A 20893-nucleotide genomic window follows, 5' to 3' on the forward strand; every position below is an offset into this window, starting at 1 on the left:
CTCATCGGACCGGCTCCGGGGCACGGAGCTGGGCGTCGAGGCGGGCGGCCAGCTCCCGGGCGGTACGGATCAGCAGGGAGCGGTCCAGGCGGCCGCCCCACTGGCCGCGCAGCAGTTCGGCGCCCTTGGGGTCGTGCGCGAGGCCGCTGACGAAGGCGACGTTCCCGGCGGTCGCGGCGACGATCCGGCGAACCTCCTCGATCGTCGTGCGGTACTGCCGGGGGTCGGCGATCACCACCACCCCGACCTGGGTGTCACGCGGCATCACCTGCAGGCGTTCACGCAGGTGGGCGACGTGATCCAGGCTGGCCCTGGTGAACAGCACCACCAGCGCGGCCTCGGCGACCAGCTCGGCGAGCTGCGGGTGGCCGCCGAGCCGGCCGCAGTCGGCCAGCACGTCGCCCTCGGGCAACGCGGCCAGCGCGCGGCCGAGCGGACCCCACAGCCAGGTCAGCCCGGCCGCCTGCTCCCCGTGGGTCAGCCCGGCCAGGATGTCCAGCCCTCCGACGATCTTCTGTGTGTGCTCGTGGATCTGCTCGGCGCGCAGGCCCCGGCGGGCGGTGGCGCCCAGGGTGAGCAGCCCTCTGGCCGGGTTGAGCACGCCGCCGTCGGCGGCGGGCAGCCGGTAGGCGAGGTCGCCGCCGGCCGGGTCGCACTCGGCGAGCAGCACCGGACGTGGCCAGACGGCGCCGAGCGCGGTGGCGGCGGTGGTCACGCCCGGGGCGCCCTTGTCGGCGGCCAGCACGATGAGCGCCACGTCAGCGCGCCCCCGGCAACTCGGCCAGGGCGATCTCACCGCTGGAGGCATAGGCGACGATCGTCGGCGAGACGGAGCTGTCGACGATCACCGTCACCAGGCCGCTCGCCCCGCCGCGGCCGGATGTGCCGACCTGGTGGACCAGCGCGCTCTGCGCCAGCACCCGGCCCTCCTCATTCGCGGAGCCGCCCTTGCTCGGCACGTAGATCACCTGGACCCGGTCTCCCCGTTCCAGGGTGCCCGGCGACTGGCCGGGCTTGAGCGCGAGCCCCACCTGCGCCTTTCCGGGCCCCAGCTCCCTGCTGGAGGAGACGACCATCTCGCGGGTCAGGAGCGTTCCGGGGATGAGGGTGACGCGGGCGAAGTTCTCCGCGACTTTGGCGCGGTCGGCCCACGCGACGTAGTCGATGCCGGTGTCGGCGATCTGGACCTCTCTCAGCATCGCCTCGGTGAAGCGCTGCCCGGCACCGATCTGCTGGGAGACGGCGATCGCCGAGACGCGGTCACCGCTGCGCAGGACCAGCAGGGTGGTGGCCAGGGCGCCGCCCAGGATCAGCAGGACGGCGAGGGCCGCGAGGGCGGGCTTGCGCTCGCGCGGAGGCACGGGGAGCTTGCGCGAGGCGGGCCCGGACAGGGTGGTGGCCGAAGTCTGTCGCTCGGCGTTCACCGGCCCGCGGCCGGCTGGCTTCTCACTGGTCCTCATGGGTAGGGGGACTCCCAGAGTGATCACAAATATGGGGACTACTGGTCGAATTTACGTCATTATCCGCACCGTGCCGACGGACTTCCGGACAAAATCCAGGACCCATGCTCGTTTGATAGGAACACATCTGTCAACGCCGCATCGAACGAAAACAACGGCCCGACCGGCCGATCTTCTTGCGTGACCGAAATCGGGGGTTCCGGCTCCCGGCGGGCGGACTTCCCGATTTTCGGGACGACCATCCCGGAAACGGATCAGACACGCCCCCGGAGGCATCCGCGAACTTCACGGCTCCGCGGACCCGTGGCCGTGACCGGCGGCGTCATCCGTTGATGAACAGTCCGCACCGCACCGCACACCTGGGGTGACCTTCGCACCCACTGCCCCGACGGCGACTCCGGAGTTTCCGCACGCGACGAATTTCACCACATGTGACGTGACCAGAAAAACGACGCCGACTATCACGCGCCACAATAGTCACCATATAATCCTCCACAATTTCATGATTACGCCATGTCCGATTTATCGAGACACGGCCCTGACGCACCTCCCCCGCAGCTCTGAACCTGTTCAAAATGTGCCATGCTGGCGGCATGGCCACGTTGTCGGAGTGCCGCATGTCCGGTGAAGGGCATATCAGGCTCTTTCTTCTCTCAACGGTCGAGCGTCCACGCCTTCCCGGCGCCGGGCGGACCACCGCCGCGCCGGCGACGGCACCACGGGCCGCCGGTCCGCGCCACCACCGGCCGGTCGCGACGGCCGCGAAAGCCCGTGCGCATGCGGGGCCACCGGCCGGTCACGGTGACCGCCGACGCCCGCGCGCATACGGGGCCACCGGCCGAGGCCGGCGCCCACCCCGGCTCTTCGGGAGGGGAGACAGGTGCCGGACCGGGTCACCGGCCCGCCGTACCGGTTCTCCGAACAGTTTTTCCACAGCCCCGGCCGCCGACGCCCCCAAGCACGTCAGCCACCGAATGCCCATATAGATCGGCATAACCGATGAGTAACACCCGGCCGTTGTCCACAGGCTGGGATGTTTTCCACATACTGATCCACATCCCGGTCCTCGCACCGCAGGCGCCCGTCCGGCTCCCGCGTCCCAGGCCCTCGTCCACGCGGGTGTCGCGTGATCACCAGCGCACCCGTACGACGTGGCGTCCCCGGGCGCCCGCGGATGTCGCCGCGAACACCCCTTGCACGGCCGTTCGCGCTGGGTACGGTGGACCGGGCCTGACCCGAGGAGAGCGGCGATGCGGATCATGCTCACCGTGCTCAGCGAGCACGCCGACCGCGATGTCGTGGTCGAAGGCGACGACACGACCACCGTGGGGCGGCTCGCGGAGTCCCTCACGGGGCAGGGCGGCGAACGCCCGAGCAACGTGGTGCGGCTGACGCGCAGCAAGGCCCCCTACGGACTGGGCCGCGCCGCCGCCGACGCCGGGCCGCCCACCCTCTGGCTGGACGGCCGTCCGCTCGACCCCGCCGCCCGCGCCGTGGGACTGCTGCGGGACGGGGACCTCGTCACCCTCGACCGTTCCCTGGCGGGGGACACGCTCGCCGAGGAGCCCGGCGGGATCGTGGAGGTGCGGGTGGTCGGCGGGCCCGCGGCCGGTTCGGTGCACCGGCTCAGCCTCGGCGTCCACACCGTCGGCTCCGACCCGGCCTGCGCGGTGGCCGTCCCCGATCCGCGGCTGCCCGCCGTGGCCGCCGTGGTGCGGCTCACCCCCGACGCCATCACGGTGGAACCCGGGCCCGGCGCGTCGCCGCTGCTGGACGGGGCGCCCCTGGAAGAACGGTCGCCCTGGCCCGAGCACGCCCTGCTGAGCTGCGGCGGGACGGCGCTGACCCTGCGGGCCGTGGAGCCGCCCGACGCGCATCTGGACGCCCAGCCCGACGGCGGGCTCGCCTACAACCGCCCGCCCCGGCTCCGGCCGCCGGGCGGCGCACGGCGTTTCGAGGTCCCGGCCGAGCCCAAGCGGGCCGAGACCATGCGGTTGCAGTTGCTGACCGCGTTCCTGCCCGCCGCGCTGGGCGTCGGCATGGCCGTGGCCATGAAGACCTGGTACTTCCTGCTGTTCGCGCTCATGACCCCGGTGATCATGATCGGCCAGTGGTGGAGCGACCGGCGGCACGGCCGCAAGCAGTACCGTCAGCAGCTCAAGCAGTACCGGGAGCGGCTCGCGGCCTTCGAGGCCGAGGTGGAGCGTGCCCGCGCCGACGACGAGGTCGCCCGCCGCGCCGCCGCGCCCGACCCCGCGGAGGTGCTGCTCACCGTGACCGGCCCCCGGCGGCGGCTCTGGGAGCGGCGCGGTCACGATCCCGACGCGCTCCGGCTCCGGGTGGGCCTGGCCGACCTCCCCGCCGACCTGGAGTTCGCCCCCGAGCGCTCCGCGCCGTCCGACACGCCGCTGCCCGACCCGCCCACCTGCCACGCGGTCCCGGTGGCGCTGGCCATGCGCCGCCTGGGAGTGGCCGGCCTGACCGGGCCGCGCGAGGCGGCGACCGGGCTGGCCCGATGGCTGGTCGGCCAGGCCGCCGCCCTGCACAGCCCGCGCGACCTGGCGATCGTCGTGCTCTCCGCGCACGGTGACGGCGAGGAGCGGTGGAACTGGGTCCGCTGGCTGCCGCACTGCGCTCCGCGCGGCGGCGAAGACTGCGTGGCCCTGGTCGGCGCCGACCCGGAGGCCGCGGCGCGGCGGGTGAGCGAGCTGGCCGCGCTGGTCGACGAGCGCCTCGGCGACGACCCCGCCGCCGGCCCGGCCGCCGCCTCCGCCCGGATTCCGAGCGGCTGGGGCGACCTCGGCGGGGCCGACCAGCCGTACGCCGCCCCCGTCTACGACGACCGCCCCTACGACGTGCTGGTCGTCCTGGACGGTGCCCAGGCCCTGCGTGCCCTGCCCGGGATGCCGCAGGTACTGCGGCAGGGTCCCCGGGCGGGTGTCTACACCCTGGCGGTGGACGGCGACCAGCGGCTGCTGCCCGAGGAGTGCGCGACGGTCGCCGCACTGGAGGCGGACGGCACGGTCCGGCTGCGCGGCGGCGGCCTGGACGGCCTCGGTGAGATCGTCGCCGACCGGGTACCGCTCTCCTGGTGCGACCGGCTGGCCCGCTCCATGGCGCCGATCCGTGACGTCAGCCGCGACGACGCCGCGCTGGCCCTGCCGGGGGCCGCCCGTCTGCTCGACCTGCTCGACCTGCCCGCGCCGTCGGGCGCGGCCCTGGCCGGGCGCTGGGGACGCTCGACCGAGGCGGTGCTGGGGATCGGCCCGGAGGGCCCGTTCTCCGTCGACCTGCGCACGGACGGACCGCACGCGCTCATCGCGGGCACCACGGGCGCGGGCAAGTCGGAGCTGCTGCAGACCCTCATCTGCTCGCTGGCGGTGGCCAACCGGCCGGACGAGATGACGTTCGTGCTGATCGACTACAAGGGCGGAGCCGCGTTCAAGGAGTGCGTGCGGCTGCCGCACACGGTGGGCATGGTCAGCGACCTCGACGGCCACCTGACCCAGCGGGCCCTGGCCTCGCTGGCCGCGGAGATCCGCCGCCGCGAGCGTCTGCTGCTCTCCGCCGGGGCCAAGGACATCGAGGATTACCACGAGCTGCGTGACACGCGGACGGCCCGCGCCTCCCGCGACCTGCTCGTCGCCGGGGGCTCCGCACCCGCCAGGCCGCTGCGCGGACGCGCCGAGCCCCCGCCCCCGCTGCCCCGGCTGGTGCTGGTCATCGACGAGTTCGCCGCCATGGTGAGCGAGCTGCCCGACTTCATGACCGGGCTGGTCGACATCGCCAGGCGGGGCCGCTCCCTCGGCATCCACCTCATCCTGGCCACCCAGCGGCCCGGCGGCGTGGTGACCGCCGACATCCAGGCCAACACCTCCCTGCGGATCGCGCTGCGGGTCACCGAGGCGGCGGAGTCGGCCGATGTCATCGGCCGCCCCGACGCCGCCCACATCTCCAAGTCGACCCCCGGCCGCTGCTACGTGAAGTCCGGAGCGGGCTCGGCCACGGCCGTACAGGCGGCGCGGATCGGCGGACGCGGGCCCGCGGCCTCCGGCGACTCCAGGGTGCGGGTGACGGAGATCGGCTGGCGGGCACTGGGGCACCCGCCGGTCGCGTCCGGCGGCGGCGGTGAGAGCGGCCACGTCACCGACCTGTCCCTGCTCGCCGACGCGCTGGCCGACGCCGCCCGCGTCGCCGGGATCCACGAGCAGCCCAGCCCCTGGCTTCCCCCGCTGGACGACCTCGTCGTCCTGCCCACCCCACCCGATGGCGCGCTCCCGTACCGGGCGGGGGCCGAGGAGGTGCCGCCGCTGGCCTTCGGGGTCACCGACCTGCCGTGGGCACAGGATCGGCAGGCGCTCGCGCTGGACCTCGCCCACGGCGGGCACCTGCTCATCGCGGGTGCGTCGCGCAGCGGGCGGTCCACCGCGCTGCGCACGCTGGCGGGGGCGATCGCCGCCGGGGCCTCGCCCGACGACGTGCACCTGCACGCCGTCGACTGCGGCTCGGGAGCGCTGCTGCCGCTGGTGGCGATGCCGCACTGCGGTGCGGTGGTGACCCGTGACCAGCTCGACCGGGTGGAGCGGCTGCTGAGCAGGCTCCGCGCCGAGGTGGGGCGGCGTCAGCAGCTCCTCGCCGAGGCCGGGTACGCCTCGCTGGCCGAGCTCCGCGCCGCCGCCGGCGGGCCCCGGCTGCCGTGGCTGGTGCTGATGCTCGACCGCTGGGAGGGGTACGTCGCCGCCTTCGAGGCCTACGACTACGGGCGGCTGGTCGAGGCGCTGATGCAGCTGCTCCGGGAGGGGCCCGCGGTCGGCCTGCGGGCCGTGGTGACCGGCGACCGGTCGGCGCTGATCGGGCAGATCTCCACGGTCTTCGACGACCGGCTGATCCTGCGGCTGGCCGACCCCACCGACTACGCGCTGGCCGGGCTGCCGGTCAAGGACCTGCCGGCGACGCTCGCCCCCGGGCGTGCGCTGTCCACCGGGGAGCACGGCACGACGGAGAGTCAGATCGCGCTGCTCTGCGACGACCCCTCCGGCCCGGCGCAGGTCGGCGCGCTCCAGGCCCTGGCCCGCTCGGCGCCGGCGATCACCGCCGAGCCGCCGCTGCGGGTGGACGCGCTGCCGATGCGCATCACGGCGGCGCAGACCCTCGAACTGGTGCCCGGCTTCGAGCCGCCGTCACCGCTGTGGGCGTTGCTCGGCGCCGGGGGCGACTCGCTGGCCCCGCTCGGCGTCGACCTGCTCGCCCACGGCCCCGCCGCGGTCATCGCCGGCCCTTCCAGGTCCGGCAGGTCCACGGCGCTGCTGACCGCCGCCCGGTCGCTGCTGTCGCGCGGCACGCCGGTGGTCCTGGTGACCCCCCGCCGCAGCCCGCTGCGCACGCTGTCGGACACGGACGGCGTGCTGGCCGTGCTGGACGCGGACGGTGACCTGAACGGCGCGGTGACCGGTCACGAGCGCTACGTGGTGATCGTCGACGACGCCGAGCTGCTCTCGGCGGACTCCGCGCTGGGCACCGCGCTGGAGCAGGTGCTCCGCACCGGCAGGGACGGCGAGCACGGGCTGCTCGTCGGCGGCACCACCGGCGACCTGGCCACCGCCTACCGCGGTTTCGTGGCCGAGGCCCGCAAGGGCCGCACCGGTCTGCTGCTGTCGGTCCAGAGCCCCGCCGACGGCGACCTGTTCAACGTCCGCCTGCCCCGCGGCGCGGTCGGCGGCCCCCCCGGGCGCGGCCTGCTGGTCACCCTGGGCTCGGTGGTCCCCGTCCAGGCCGCCGTCGCCTGAAAGGAGCACCGCCCGCCCGTCCGACGGGCGGGCGGTGCTCCTTTGTTCTCGTCCTTCTTGTCCGGCGGATTCCCGCCGCCGCGCCGTCACCCACCGGCGCGGCGGTCGCCCCCGGCACCCGGTGAGCCTTTCGGCCCCCGGCACCCGGTGAGCCTCCCGGCCGCCGAAGCCCCGGTCCGTGCGCCGGAATCACGCCCCGGGGGGCGGGGCGTTTCGGCGGTCCGTTTTCTAGCGGGTCGCGGATTCGATATTGCCCCGGTAGGTGTTGATGACCCGGGACGCCTCGCCGAGCTCCTCGGACATGCGCTGGAAAGCCGCCCGGTAGTTCTGCCAGGCCTCGCTGAAACGCTGGGCTCCGGGGCCCGTCCAGGCGGTGCCGACCTTGGCGGCCTCCCGGTCGAGAGCGGCCACGGTGGCCCTCACCTGGTCTGCCTGCTGAGTGAACTGGGTGGCCATCTGCTGCATTTCCGCGGGATTGCCGCCGAGCAAGTTCTGGCTCATGCCAGTCTCCTTCGGTATCGGTGTCGGAGGGTCACCAAAACGAAATCACGATAGGCGGTCGGAATACCAGTGGATCGCGGTTATACCGAGCGGCTATGGACCTTCCCACTCCACTGAAATCGCTAACGTTCTTTTTTAATCGGATTTCTGGTCATACATAGGGCATTCGATGGGAGGAGAGCATGGCCGGCCGGTGTGCGGGGCACACACCGCGGACCCACCGCGTCCCCGCGATCAGGAGCCGCTTACACTCCGTTGAAGGCTTGCCCGCCCTCCTCGTCCACGCGTACTGAAGGGAACCACGCCGGTGCAGAAGGTCCTGATCGCCAACCGCGGCGAGATCGCCGTACGGATCGCCCGCGCCTGCAAGGACGCCGGGCTGGCCGGTGTCGCCGTCTACGCCGACCAGGACCTGGACGCCCTGCACGTCAGGGTCGCCGACGAGGCGTACGCGCTCGGCGGCCAGTCGCCCGCCGAGACCTACCTGTCGATCGAGAAGATCCTCGACGTCGCGCGGCGGTCGGGTGCCGACGCCGTCCACCCCGGGTACGGATTCCTCGCCGAGAACGCCGACTTCGCGCGGGCCGTGACCGAGGCGGGCCTGACCTGGATCGGCCCGCCGCCCGCCGCGATCACCGCCCTCGGCGACAAGGTGCAGGCGCGCCACATCGCGCAGAAGGTCGGCGCCCCGCTCGTGGCGGGCACCAAGGACCCGGTCTCCGGGGCCGGGGAGGTCGTCGCCTTCGCCGAGGAGCACGGCCTGCCCATCGCGATCAAGGCCGCGTACGGCGGTGGCGGACGCGGCCTGAAGGTGGCCCGCACCCTGGAGGAGATCCCCGACCTGTACGAGTCGGCCGTGCGCGAGGCGGTCACCGCCTTCGGGCGCGGCGAGTGCTTCGTCGAGCGCTACCTGGACCGTCCCCGGCACGTGGAGACCCAGTGCCTGGCCGACCGGTACGGCAACGTGGTCGTCGTCGGCACCCGCGACTGCTCGCTCCAGCGCCGCCACCAGAAACTGGTCGAGGAGGCCCCGGCGCCGTTCCTCACGGCCGAGCAGCTCGACCTGCTCTACACCAGCTCCAAGGCGATCCTGCGCGAGGCCGGCTACGTCGGCGCCGGCACCTGCGAGTTCCTGGTGGGCCAGGACGGCACGATCTCCTTCCTGGAGGTCAACACCCGCCTCCAGGTCGAGCATCCGGTGACGGAGGAGGTCGCGGGCGTCGACCTGGTGCGTGAGATGTTCCGCATCGCCGACGGCGGGGAGCTGGGCTACGGCGATCCCGCGCCGCGCGGCCACTCGATCGAGTTCCGGATCAACGCCGAGGACGCCGGCCGCGGTTTCCTGCCCGCGCCGGGCACCATCACCCGCATGACCACGCCCTCCGGCCCCGGTGTCCGGCTGGACGCCGGTTACGAGGCCGGGATGACCGTGCCGCAGTCCTTCGACTCGCTGGTGGCCAAGCTGATCGTGACCGGCGCCACCCGGGAGCAGGCCCTGCAGCGGTCCCGCCGGGCGCTGGCGGAGTTCGAGATCGACGGCATGCCGACGGTGCTGCCCTTCCACCGGGCCGTGGTCGACGACCCGGCGTTCACCGGTGAGCCGTTCTCCGTGCACACCCGGTGGATCGAGACCGAGTTCACCACCGCGATCGCCCCGTACGCCGGGGAGCCGGGCACGGCCGACGAGCCCGGCGAGCGGGAGCGGATCACCGTCGAGGTCGGCGGCAGGCGCCTGGAGGTCGTGCTCCCGGCCGGCTTCGGGGTCCCCGCCGCAGGCGCGAACGCGGGCGCGGGGCGTCCCGCGTCGCGGGCGCCGCGCCGGGCCGGCGGCTCGGCGGCGAAGAAGGCCGCGAACGGTGACTCGCTGGTCAGCCCGATGCAGGGCACGATCGTCAAGGTCGTCGTCTCCGACGGCGACGTCGTCGCGGAGGGCGACACGATCGTGGTGCTGGAGGCGATGAAGATGGAGCAGCCGCTCGCCGCGCACAAGGCCGGAACCGTCACCGGGCTGGCGGCCCAGGTCGGCCAGACCGTCACCGCCGGGGCGGCGATCTGCGAGATCAAGGACGCCTGACGGTCTCGCCCCGGATGCGGGGCGAGGATTGATGGGCGTTTGCATGGATTTTGGATGGATACGGAGAGGCGTAAGGGAACTCCGCCGCTCACTCATTCGTCCTCAGGACGAAGGAGGCTTTCTGCCGTGACCACAAGAACCGCGCCAGGTCGTCTCGGCGCCGCGATACTCGCAGTGCTCGCCGGGCTGCTGGCCATCTTCATGATCGCCCCGGCGGCCGCCGCCGCCGCGGCGCCCGACCCCAGCACGCTCGTCTCAGGGTTGAAGGACGGCGACCACTTCTACGCCGATCCCGCCGCGGGGATTCCTGCCAACGCCGCCGACGCCATGCGCGGTGCGGCCGAGCAGACCTCCTCCGTCTACGTGGCGGTGCTGCCCGGCGGCTCCATCACCAGCCAGTCGCAGGCCAGAACCCTGCTGAACTCCACGCTCAAGGGCGTGGGCGGCAAGTCCACCGTCCTGATCATGGACGGCAAGATCCCGTACGGCGCCTCCAACATCAGGGGCGTCGACGTCGACGAGCTGCTCACCCGCGCGAGGACCAGCAACAGCCCGACCGACAACGTGGTCAACTTCGTCAAGCTGGCCGACGACGCCGCGGTCGGCGGCGGCGCGCGTCCCGCCGGCTCCGGTTCGTCCTCCGGCGGCTCCGGCGCGGGCGTACTGGTCGGCATCCTGGTGCTGGCCCTGGCCGGCGGCGGCGGACTGTTCCTGTACTCCCGCAAGAAGAACAAGCAGCGCGAGGCCCGCGAGGCCGCCGAGCTGGCCGCGGTCAAGCAGACCGTGGACGAGGACGTCACCAAGTTCGGCGAGGAGATCACCGACCTCGACACCGACGTCAAGCTGCTCGGCGACTCCGGCGACCACAACCAGGACTGGCAGCGTGCCCTCGACTCCTACGAGCGGGCCAAGGTGGAGCTCGCGGCGGTCAAGCGTCCCGACGAGTTGCGCGGTGTGACCACCGCCCTGGAGGAGGGCCGTTACGCCCTCGCCTGCGTGAAGGCCCGCGTCAACGACCAGCCGCTCCCCGAGCGGCGCTCCCCGTGCTTCTTCAACCCGCAGCACGGCCCGTCGGTGCGTGACGTGCGCTGGGCCCCGCCCGGCGGCGCGCTCCGCGACGTGCCCGCCTGCGCGGCCGACGCCGAGGCGATCGAGCGGGGCTTCGAGCCGCAGACCCGCGAGGTCATGGTCAACGGCCAGCGCCGGCCGTACTACGACGCGGGACCGGCCTACCAGCCGTACGCCTACGGCTACTACGGCGGTTTCGGCGACGTGATGACCGGCATGCTCGTCGGCACCATGCTCGGCAGCATGATGGGCGGCGGCTGGGGCATGGGCGGCTACGGCTACGGCTACGATCAGGGCTTCGCCGACGGCGGCGGCACCGACTTCGGCGGGGGCGGCGGCGACTTCGGCGGCGGCGGCTGGGGTGACTTCGGCGGAGGCGGCGACTTCGGCGGAGGCGACTTCGGCGGTGGCGACTGGTGATCCGCCCCTGACGACGGCGTGGCAAGGCGCGTCCCCCGGGAACGGGGGACGCGCCTTCTTTCATGCCTTCCGCGGCCTCTTTCCGGCCTTCCGCGGCCGTGCCTTCCGCCGGGACGCCGCCGAGCCGCCGGGAGGCGTCCGGTCAGGTGCTGTGGCGCACCGTGAGGCGGGGCTCCAGGAAGGTGGTGCCGGGGACGGAGTGGCCCTCCAGCTTCTCCATGAGCAGCAACACCGCCTGGCGGCCCACCTCCTCGGCCGGGATCAGCACCGAGGTCAGCGCCGGGCTGGAACGCTCCGCGACGTCGTCGGGGCAGATGGCCACCACCGCGACGTCGTCCGGCACCCTCCTGCCGAGCTGGCGCAACGCCCCCAGCACGTGGTTGACCGCGGCCTCGTTGTGCACCACCAGGCCGGACAGGCCGGGCCGGGCGTCGAGGATGCCGGAGACCGTCGCGAAGACCTGGTCGAAGGTCTCCTCGCAGGGCAGCGCCACGCCGGTCAGGCCGTGCCCGGCCACGGCCTCGGTGAAGCCCTCCCGGGTGCGGCGGGCGAAGCCGGTGCCGCGTTCGTAGACCACCGAGGGGGCGCCGAGCAGCGCGACCTCCCGGTGCCCGCGCGCCGCCAGGTGCTCCACGCAGAGTGCCCCGGCCCGCGCGAAGTCGAGGTCGACGCAGGTCAGCCCGGCCGGATCGGCGGGGAACCCGATCAGCACGCTCGGCTCGGCGAGCTCGCGCAGCAGCGGCACCCGGCTGTCGTGGAGTTCGACGTCCATCAGCACCAGCCCGTCCACCAGCGCGCTGGCCGCCGCCCTGCGGAGCCCGTCGGCCCCCTCGTCGGCGGTCAGCAGCAGCACGTCGTGGTCGTGCCGCCGCGCGGCGGTGACCACCGAGGTGGCGAACTGCATCAGCACCGGCACGTGCATGCCCGCCCGCAGCGGCAGCACCAGCGCGATGACGTTGGCCCGTTTGCTGGCCAGTGCCCTGGCCCCGGCGTTGGGGTGGTAGCCGAGGACCCGCACGCTGTCGAGCACCCGGCGGCGGGTGTCGGCCGAGATCGCCCGCTTGCCGCTGAGCACGTACGACACCGTGCTGACCGCGACGCCCGCATGCCTGGCGACCTCGCTGATCGTCACCGCCCGGCCGGTCATGCGCTCCCCTCGTCTCGTGGTCCCCTCACCGTACGGGCCCCGTGGCTCTCGCGGCCCCGACGTCCCCGGGGCCCATGACGCCCGGCCCGGACGGCGGTGGAGGGCCGGTGCACCCGCCGCGCCGGTTCACCCGGCCTCGTCGAAGCCTACGGTGGCCACGGTGATCCCGGCGTTCTCGAACACCAGGTAGAGATCGTGCACCCCCCGGACGTCCGCGAGCGCGGTTCGAACCTCGGTCAGGTCGTAGCGACCGCCCCGCGGGATCGGCAGGTCGCCGACGACCGGCCCGTAGAGGGGGTCGTCCAGGCGCAGGGTGACCACGCCGCCCTCGACGCCGGTCGCGGTGACGGCGCAGGAGGCGGCCCGGGCTCCGAAATCGAGGGAGCGGAACAGGATCCACGCCCCCTCCGCGCCGGAGCGGACGGCGTCACCGGCGACCCGGGAGGCGTCCACGAACGCCACCGAGTCGTACTCGTCGTGGTCGACCGCGGCGATCGGCCCGGCGAAGGCCGCCCGCGGCGGGATCTCCTCCCCGTCGACGTGGAAAGGCGCGCACAACCGGATGTCGTGGGCGGAGCGGCCGATCATGATCTTGTGAGGCGCGTCCTCGACGACGAACCGGTTCCTGGTGACGTCCCAGAAGGCCAGCTCGCGGAGGTCGAGGCTCCAGGTGATCCGGGTGCTCTCGCCGGGGGCGAGCCGGATCCGGACGAAGCCCCGCAGGCGGCGCAGCGCCTGCTTGACCCGGGACCGGCGCTGGCGGGTGTAGATCTGCACGACCTCCGCCCCGGCGCGGGACCCGGTGTTGGCGACGGTGGCGGAGGCGGTCAGCCGGCCGTCCTCCACCGACACCGCCAGGTCGGTGTAGTCGAAGGTGGTGTAGCTCAGGCCGTGGCCGAAGGGGTGGAGCGGGGTGCCCCGGTAGTACTGGTAGGTCGCGTCGGCGGCGATGATGTCGTAGTCGAGCAGGTCGGGCAGCTCGCACGCCGAGCGGTACCAGGTCTGGGTGAGCCGCCCCTCGGGGTCGGCGTCGCCGAACAGCACCTCGGCCAGCGCGTGGCCGTACTCCTGGCCGCCGTGCGAGGACCACAGCACCGCGGGGATGTCCTCGTCGGCCCAGGTGACCGGGTAGCCGCTGCTGATCACCATGACGGTCGCGGGGTTGGCCGCGCGCACGGCCCGCACCACCGCCTCCTGCGCGGCGGGCAGTGCCAGGTCGAGGCGGTCCTCGGTCTCGCGGCCGTTGACGAGCGGGTGGTCGCCGACGACCACCACGGCCACATCGGCGGTCGCGGCGAGGGCGGCGGCGGCCTCGGCGCCGGAGACGACCCGCTCCATGGTGAGCCAGGTGGCGGCGTCGGCGTCGTCGACCAGGCGGAAGGCTCCGCCGTCCAGCGCGAGGTAGCGGCCGGTGGAGATGTGCCGCAGCGCCAGGGTGCCGCGCGGCCGGTCCTCCATCCGGAAGGTCTGGCGCACCTCCCAGCCGTTGGGGCCGGGCTGGTCGTTGACCAGCACGCCCGCCTCGTCGACCGACAGGTAGCGGCCGGTCGCGACCGCGCGCAGCGCGTAGGCGCCGCCGCCCCAGTCGAACAGGTCGAACAGGTCGGGTTCGGCGCCGACCCCCAGCGGGCCGCCGTCGGGGTCGGCGACGACGTGGCCGCCGTCCACCGACAGGGTGAGCCGGTCGACGCCCTCGCAGAACACGGTCTCGCACCGCTCGGCGAGTCCGGCGCGCGCGGTGACGGCGTACGGGAGGGTGCCCGAGTACCAGTCCTCCATCAGCGTGTCGCCGAGCTGGCCGATGACCGCGATCCTGCGCACGGACGGCGCCAGCGGGAGGATGCCGTCGTTGCGCAGCAGCACGATCGAGCGGCGGGCCGCCTCGCGGGCCAGTTCCTGGTGCTCGAGACAGTTGACGACCGCCTCGGTGACGTCGTCGTAGGGGGTGGCGGGGTCGAACTCGCCCAGCCGGAACCGGATCGACAGCGTGTGCCGGACGGCGGCGTCGATGTCCGCCTCGCCGATCAGGCCACGCTCCAGCGCCTCGCGGATGTGGCCGAGGGTGGCCTCGGTCCGGTCGTCGTCCTGGGTGAAGCTGTCGAGCCCGGCCTTGATCGCGTGGGCGTACGCCTCGGGGAGGTCGTCGTAGTAGGCCTGCAGGCCGGTGAAGTTGGCGGGTGCGTAGGCGTCGCTGACCACCAGCACGTCGTCGGGCGCCCACCGCCGCAGCACCTCGCCGATCAGCGGGCTCAGGTGCGCGGGACGGCCGTTGACCAGGTTGTACGACGGCATCACGGCCACCGCGGCGCCGCTCTCCAGCGCGGGGCGGTAGGCCGGCAGCTCGTACTCGTGCAGCACCCGGGGCGGCAGGTTGCTGGAGGTGACGCAGCGGTCGGTCTCGTTGTTGTAGCCGAGGAAGTGCTTGAGCGTGGGGGCGGTCTTCAACACTGTGGGATCGCTCCCACGAAGGCCGGAGGCGTACGCCGTCGCCATGACGCCGGTCAGCCACGGGTCCTCGGAGTAGCCCTCCTCGTTCCGCCCCCACCGGGGGTCGCGCAGCGGGTTGACCACGGGGGCCCAGACGTTGCGTCCGGCCCCGGCGGGGTCCTTGTGGTGGAAGGCCAGGGCCTCGTCGCTCGTGGCCTCGCCCACGCGCCTGACGAGCTCCGGGTCCCAGGTGCTGGCCAGGCCGATCGCCTGCGGGAACACCGTCGCCGGGCCGAGCCAGGCCAGGCCGTGCAGCGCCTCGGTGCCGGTGCGGAACGCGCCGACTCCGAGGCGCTCGACCGGCGCCTGGTACTGGTGCAGCAGGCCGATCTTCTCCTGGAGGGTGAGCCTGCTCTGCAGGTCGGCGACGCGCACGGCGAGCGGGAGCGTCGCGTCGCGGAAGGGTTCGTTCATCGGATTCCCGGGGCGGGGGCCCCTGGCTGCGGCCACGGGCGGGACACCCCTGCCTCCCTTCGGTTACGGTCGTGCGCGGGCTCGCGATGACCGGTCGGACCTGACGGGGTTGCGCGGTCCTCGCCGCCGGCCCGGCGGGGAGGCGGAGCGCCTGCGGTGCCGAGGTGGAGCACCGCGTTCGCCATCGGTGTCCGCGATCGGCGGAGAGAGGGGAACACCCGGCCGGAGGGCCGGAGTCCGCTGGTTGCGGTCGTGGGGGGTGAGGTCACGGGAGACCGTCCCTTTACGAGCGTCGAAGCGCTTCGACCGAGGACATCGAAACGCTTCGACGGTTGGTCCGGGAAAACTCCGTTCGTTACACGCGTGTTTCGAACGGAGCTTCCCGCAAGGGTGCACTCCTGTGCGGCTCAGGTCAAGAGATCCGCGGCAAACGCCCTGAATCCACCGAATCCAGCACCCGAGCCGCGCCACCGAGGGCGGCGGCGTCGTAACCGAGCGTGGAGGCGACGACCCGGCAGCCCCCGGCGTCCGGCGCGATCATGCGTCCGCGCATCTCGGCCTCCACCGCGGGCAGCAGCCACGGCGCCAGCGGCACGTAGTAGCCGCCCAGGATGACGACCTCGGGGTTGAGCAGGTTGGCGGCCAGCGCCACGCCCTTGCCCAGGCTGTGCCCCACGTTCTTCAGGATCGTGAGCGTGCGGGGGTCGCCGTCGCGGGCCAGGCGCACCACCTCCTCCAGCTCGGCCTCGACGTCGGCCGGCGAGAGCGCGGCCTGCTCCAGCACGGCGCCGATCCCGGCGACGGCCTCCAGGCAGCCCAGGCGTCCGCAACGGCACTCGGCGCCGAGCGGGTCGAGCTGGAGGTGGCCGATCTCACCGCCGAAGCCCTGCCCACCGCGGCGCAGCCGCCCGTCGAGGATGACCCCGGCCCCCACTCCGATCTCGCCGGTGAGGTAGACCAGGTCGGCCGTGCCGGCCTGCGGCCCGAAGCGGTGCTCGGCCAGGGCGGCGAGGTTGGCGTCGTTGTCGACCTGGACGGGGAAGCCCGGGTCGCGCAGCGCCTTGGTGAGGTCTCCGCACAGGTCGGCGTCGCGCCAGCCCAGGTTGGGGGCGATGCGCACGGTACCGTCGAGGCCGACCAGCCCCGGCACGCCCACGGTCACCCCGAGGACCTGCCGCTCCTCCTTGGCCATGCGGTTGACCACCCGGCGGACGATCCCGGCGACGGCCGCGACGGCCTGGCCCGGCGCACTGGTGGCGCCGGGGAAGGAGCGGCGCCAGGAGAGCAGGCGCCGTCCCGACAGGTCCACCGCGACAGCGGTGACGTAGTCGACGTTCACCTCGATGCCGATCGCCGCGTACGGCGAGCCGTCGAGCACGAGCATCGTGGCGGGACGGCCGACCCGGTTCTCGGTCAGGCCGGTCTCCCGGACCAGCCGGCGGTCGATGAGATCGGCGACCAGGCTGGAGACGGTCGCCTTGTTGAGACCGGTGGACGCCGCGATGTCGGCCCGCGAGCACGGCGCGTGCTCACGCACGAACCTCAGCACGACGGCGAGGTTCGTGGCCCGCACGTCGGCGAAGTCCGCGGGCCGCGGGTCGGTCGTAGATGTGATCAAGGTGAGTCCCGCTCTCCCTCGGCCAGGCTGGCCCCATCATGCCCCATCGTTCACCAATCCGTGACCGCCTACCGGCGTCCCGCGATCGTCGGTCACTTGTGGCGTCGGTCACCCTCGACTAATTTGTTTGGTCGGAAGACGAACTAATTCTACCCCGGAGCCCTCTCCGCCGACACCCCCCATCCATCCCGAACGAACGAAGGGAGCGCGCCGTGAACGATCTCCCCGGAGGCGCGACGACCAGCCGCCGCGGCTTTCTCGGCCTGGTAGGACTCAGTGCCGTCGCGGTCGCGGGCGGCGGTCTGCTCAGCGCGTGTTCCGCCCCGAGCGGCCCCCGGCCCGGCAGCGGAGGAGCCACGGCCGCCGCGGCGGACAAGCTGACGTCGCTGACCCCCACCTACACCCCCTTCCCGGGGATCAAGCCCGACATCCCGGGAACCGTCTCCACCCTGCCGGGCGTCGCGGACGTCGGCGGCGGCTTCACCTCCTACCCGGCCAGCCCCACCGCCGCCCTCACCCAGAAGGCCGGCAAGGGCGGCTCCTACAAGGCCATGACCCCGCTGTGGGGGCCGCCGCCGCCCGCCCTGGCGGACAACTCCTACTTCCAGGCCGTCAACGCCGACATCGGGGCGACGGTCGAGTTCCAGATCACCGACGGCAACGTCTACGGCGACAAGGCGATCGCCCGGCTCGCCGCCGGCGACCTGCCGGACATCATGGTCATCCCGAGCTGGGAGATCGAGAAGATGGCGGACTTCAACACCGCCGTCGACAAGGCGTTCGAGGACCTCACCCCGTACCTGCAAGGCGACAGGGTCAAGCCGTACCCGCTGCTGGCCAACCTGCCGACCGCCGCCTGGCAGTGGTCGGTGTGGAACGACAAGCTCATGGCGGTGCCGTTCCCCACCGAGCCGTACCCGTTCGGGCTGCTCTACCGCAAGGACCTGTTCGACAAGAACGGCTGGAACGCCAACCCGAAGACCGCCGACGAGCTCTTCCGGCTCGGCAAGGAGATCACCGACGCCAAGGCCAAGCGCTGGGCGTTCGGCAGCATCCACGAGATGATGTGGCCCACCTTCCGCATCCCGCAGGAGTGGCGGTACGAGGGCGGCAAGCTCATCCACAAGTACGAGACGCCCGAGTTCGAGCTGATGCTGGAGTTCATGCAGAAGGTCTTCAGGGAGGAGCTGGTCCACCCGAACGTGGTCAGCAGCAAGGGCGCCAACGAGAAGGACCTGATCGCGGCCGGGCAGATCCTCGTCTACCGCGACGGCCTCGGCGGCTGGAAGGAACTGCTCCAGCAGCACCGGGGCAAGAACCCCGGCTTCAGCCTCGGCGTCTTCCCGGTCTTCGCCCACGACGGCGGCACGCCGATGATGTACCACGGCACCGCGGCGGGCATCTTCACCTTCGTCAGGAAGGGCCTGCCCAAGGAGAAGGTGGAGGAGATCCTCTCCATTCTCAACTGGTGCGCGGCGCCGTTCGGCACCAAGGAGTACGAGCTGTCGAACTTCGGTGTGGAGGGCAAGCACTTCACCCGCGACGACAAGGGCACCCCCCAGCTGACCGACCTCGGCCGCAAGGAGGTCGCCTACACCTACGGCTTCCTCGGCGGGCGCCCGCTCTACGTCGACTGGTCCTACCCGGACGCGGTCAAGCTCAACGTGGAGTGGCAGAACGCCACCTTCCCCCACCTGGAGAAGGGCCCGTTCGACGGGATCAGGATCCAGCGGCCGTCGAAGTACTCCGGGCTGCAGGTCCCCACCGAGGACAAGTTCACCGACATCATGCGCGGCCGGCGGCCCGTGAGCGACGCCAAGCAGATCGTCAGTGAGTGGCGCAGGGACGGCGGCGACGAGGCCCGCGAGTTCTACCTGAAGGTCCTGCAGGACAACGGCCGTGCTTAGGGACCACGCGAAGACCGGGCCGGCGGGTGACCTGACCTCACCCGCCGGCACCGGCGTCTCCAAGGATGTCGGAAACAGGGCCCAAAGGACAAGAGCGGCAAAACGGACGGAACGCCAGCCGTTCCTCGCGCGGCTCCGGCGCGACTGGCAGCTGCTGCTGATGGCGCTGCCCGCGATCGGCCTGCTGATCGTGTTCCACTACGTCCCGCTGCTCGGCAACGTCATCGCCTTCCAGGACTACTCCCCCTACGTGGGCATCGCGGACAGCCCGTGGGTCGGCTTCAGCAACTTCCAGTGGCTGATGTTCGACGAGAGCTTCTGGGACGCCACGCTCAACACCCTGGCGATCACGACCTTCCAGCTCGTCTTCTACTTCCCGGTGCCGATCCTGCTGGCCGTGCTCCTGGACAGCGTGGTGCGGCCCCGGCTGCGGCTGTTCATCCAGGGCATCGTCTACATGCCCCACTTCTTCTCGTGGGTGCTGGTGGTCACGCTGTTCCAGCAGATGTTCGGCGGCGCCGGCCTGCTGTCGCAGACGCTGCGCGACCACGGCTACCGGGGCATCGACATCATGACGAACCCGGACACCTTCCTTGTGCTGGTGACGGCGGAGACGATCTGGAAGGACGCCGGCTGGGGGACGATCATCTTCCTGGCGGCGCTGGCCGCCATCAACCAGAACCTCTACGAGGCCGCCGCCGTGGACGGCGCGAACCGCTGGCGGCGGATGTGGCACATCACCCTGCCCGGCCTGCGTCCGGTGGTCGTCCTGCTGCTGATCCTGCGCCTCGGCGAGGCGCTGAACGTCGGCTTCGAGCAGTTCTTCCTTCAGCGCGACGCGGTCGGCCGGGACGCCGCCGAGGTGCTGGACACCTTCGTGTACTGGCGCACGCTGCTGACCGGCGAATGGAGCTACGGCGCCGCGGCGGGCCTGGTCAAGGGCCTGGTCGGGCTGATCCTCATCCTGATGGCCAACAAGGTCGCCCACCGATTCGGCGAGCAGGGAATCTACAAACGATCATGACGACTCTTCCCCCCTGGGCCGAGCGGCCGAGCCGCGCCGGCCTGTTCCTCAAGGGCCTGGTCCTCACGCTCATCGTGGCGGGCGTGCTGTTCCCGATCTACATGGTCGTGCTGACCAGCCTGTCCACGCAGGAGACGGTCTCACAGGCGGGCGGCCTGGTCACGGTGCCGGGCGAGCTGTCCTTCGCCGCGTACGAGGAGCTGTTCGCGGGCGGCGTGGTGACCAGGTCGGTGCTGGTCAGCCTCGGGGTGACCGTGGTGGGCACGGCGATCAGCCTGGTCGTCACCGTGCTGGCCGCCTACGGGCTGTCGCGGCCCGGCTCGCTGCTGCACCGGCCGATGCTGTTCCTGGTGCTGCTGACGTTCCTGTTCGGCCCCGGCCTGATCCCCAACTACCTGCTGGTCAGCTCGCTCGGGCTGATCGACTCGTACTGGTCGCTGATCCTGCCCGGCGCGGTCACCGCGTTCAACCTCGTGGTCATGCGGGCGTTCTTCATGAACATCCCGGAGGAGGTGAGCGACAGTGCCCGCATCGACGGGGCGAGCGAGTTCCGCATCCTGCGCACGATCGTGCTGCCCATGTCGAAGGGCGTCACGGCCGTCATCGGCCTGTTCTACGCGGTCGGCTACTGGAACTCCTTCTTCAACGCCGTGCTCTACCTGAACGACAACGCCAAGTGGCCGCTCCAGGTAGTGCTGCGCCAGTACGTGCTCCAGGGCCAGGCGCTGGTCGTGGGCCAGAGCAGCAACAGCACGATCGCCGGTCAGGCGCTGCCCCCGAGCCTGGCGATCCAGATGGCCATCGTCGTCGTCGCGTTGCTGCCGGTGCTGTTCGTCTACCCGTTCGTCCAGCGGCACTTCACCAAGGGAGTGATCATCGGGGCCATCAAGGGGTAGTCGACCGTGAAAATCCAGAGGCGCGAGGATCCCGACATACGGTCTGCAGCCCTCGGTGTCTTCGTGCTACCCCCGGCCCGCCCTCTGGTAT

Annotated in this window: 12 protein-coding genes; 6 read left to right on the forward strand and 6 right to left on the reverse strand. The window is 72.3% G+C overall.

Going from position 1 to position 20893, the window contains the following annotated elements:
- Window position 1 precedes the first annotated feature (1 nt).
- The gene (locus F4562_RS12255) at window positions 2-757 is read right to left on the reverse strand and encodes a hypothetical protein (protein WP_184538566.1); all 756 of its coding nucleotides are present in this window, start codon (window positions 755-757) and stop codon (window positions 2-4) included.
- 1 nt (window position 758) lies between these two features.
- The gene (locus F4562_RS12260; protein ID WP_184538564.1) at window positions 759-1460 is read right to left on the reverse strand and encodes a CpaB family protein; all 702 of its coding nucleotides are present in this window, start codon (window positions 1458-1460) and stop codon (window positions 759-761) included.
- Window positions 1461-2710: 1250 nt separating this feature from the next.
- On the opposite strand from F4562_RS12260, the gene F4562_RS12265 reads away from it, so the two are divergent.
- Window positions 2711-7246, forward strand: a complete 4536-nt coding sequence (locus tag F4562_RS12265) for a type VII secretion EssC family protein (protein ID WP_184538562.1) — start codon at window positions 2711-2713, stop codon at window positions 7244-7246.
- A gap of 228 nt (window positions 7247-7474) precedes the next feature.
- Here F4562_RS12265 and F4562_RS12270 read toward each other — a convergent pair whose 3' ends face one another.
- The gene (locus tag F4562_RS12270; protein ID WP_030907662.1) at window positions 7475-7747 is read right to left on the reverse strand and encodes a WXG100 family type VII secretion target; all 273 of its coding nucleotides are present in this window, start codon (window positions 7745-7747) and stop codon (window positions 7475-7477) included.
- A 307-nt stretch (window positions 7748-8054) separates the two neighbouring features.
- Here F4562_RS12270 and F4562_RS12275 point away from each other — a divergent pair, with 307 nt between their 5' ends.
- Together F4562_RS12275 and F4562_RS12280 are read left to right on the forward strand one after the other, a co-directional pair.
- Complete coding sequence (locus F4562_RS12275; protein WP_184538560.1) at window positions 8055-9821, forward strand: acetyl/propionyl/methylcrotonyl-CoA carboxylase subunit alpha; 1767 nt, start codon at window positions 8055-8057, stop codon at window positions 9819-9821.
- A 126-nt stretch (window positions 9822-9947) separates the two neighbouring features.
- Complete coding sequence (locus tag F4562_RS12280; RefSeq protein ID WP_184538558.1) at window positions 9948-11309, forward strand: hypothetical protein; 1362 nt, start codon at window positions 9948-9950, stop codon at window positions 11307-11309.
- Window positions 11310-11451: 142 nt separating this feature from the next.
- Here F4562_RS12280 and F4562_RS12285 read toward each other — a convergent pair whose 3' ends face one another.
- The 3 genes from F4562_RS12285 to F4562_RS12295 form a co-directional block, all read right to left on the reverse strand.
- Window positions 11452-12456, reverse strand: coding sequence for a LacI family DNA-binding transcriptional regulator (locus tag F4562_RS12285; RefSeq protein WP_184538556.1), 1005 nt, complete (start codon window positions 12454-12456; stop codon window positions 11452-11454).
- 126 nt (window positions 12457-12582) lie between these two features.
- The gene (locus F4562_RS12290) at window positions 12583-15357 is read right to left on the reverse strand and encodes a glycoside hydrolase family 3 protein (protein WP_184538554.1); all 2775 of its coding nucleotides are present in this window, start codon (window positions 15355-15357) and stop codon (window positions 12583-12585) included.
- A 412-nt stretch (window positions 15358-15769) separates the two neighbouring features.
- On the reverse strand, window positions 15770-16975 hold the full coding sequence (locus F4562_RS12295) for an ROK family transcriptional regulator (RefSeq protein ID WP_184538552.1): 1206 nt from the start codon (window positions 16973-16975) through the stop codon (window positions 15770-15772).
- A gap of 212 nt (window positions 16976-17187) precedes the next feature.
- On the opposite strand from F4562_RS12295, the gene F4562_RS12300 reads away from it, so the two are divergent.
- From F4562_RS12300 to F4562_RS12310, 3 genes are read left to right on the forward strand one after another with little or no spacing between them, the layout of a single operon-like run.
- Complete coding sequence (locus F4562_RS12300) at window positions 17188-18882, forward strand: extracellular solute-binding protein (protein WP_184538538.1); 1695 nt, start codon at window positions 17188-17190, stop codon at window positions 18880-18882.
- Window positions 18875-19906, forward strand: a complete 1032-nt coding sequence (locus tag F4562_RS12305; protein ID WP_311733832.1) for an ABC transporter permease — start codon at window positions 18875-18877, stop codon at window positions 19904-19906. The genes F4562_RS12300 and F4562_RS12305 overlap by 8 nt, the downstream gene beginning before the upstream one ends.
- Window positions 19903-20802: a carbohydrate ABC transporter permease gene (locus F4562_RS12310; RefSeq protein WP_184538536.1), complete on the forward strand. Its 900-nt coding sequence runs from the start codon at window positions 19903-19905 to the stop codon at window positions 20800-20802. The genes F4562_RS12305 and F4562_RS12310 overlap by 4 nt, the downstream gene beginning before the upstream one ends.
- Window positions 20803-20893 lie beyond the last annotated feature (91 nt).

The sequence above is a fragment of the Streptosporangium becharense genome, assembly GCF_014204985.1.
Lineage (GTDB): Bacteria > Actinomycetota > Actinomycetes > Streptosporangiales > Streptosporangiaceae > Streptosporangium > Streptosporangium becharense.

Coding starts and splice junctions, on each gene's coding strand:
- F4562_RS12270 (WP_030907662.1), bottom strand. CDS start 7,747: ATGAGCCAGAACTTGCTCGGCGGCAATCCCGCGGAAATGCAGCAGATG.
- F4562_RS12285 (WP_184538556.1), bottom strand. CDS start 12,456: ATGACCGGCCGGGCGGTGACGATCAGCGAGGTCGCCAGGCATGCGGGC.
- F4562_RS12260 (WP_184538564.1), bottom strand. CDS start 1,460: ATGAGGACCAGTGAGAAGCCAGCCGGCCGCGGGCCGGTGAACGCCGAG.
- F4562_RS12265 (WP_184538562.1), top strand. CDS start 2,711: ATGCGGATCATGCTCACCGTGCTCAGCGAGCACGCCGACCGCGATGTC.
- F4562_RS12290 (WP_184538554.1), bottom strand. CDS start 15,357: ATGAACGAACCCTTCCGCGACGCGACGCTCCCGCTCGCCGTGCGCGTC.
- F4562_RS12310 (WP_184538536.1), top strand. CDS start 19,903: ATGACGACTCTTCCCCCCTGGGCCGAGCGGCCGAGCCGCGCCGGCCTG.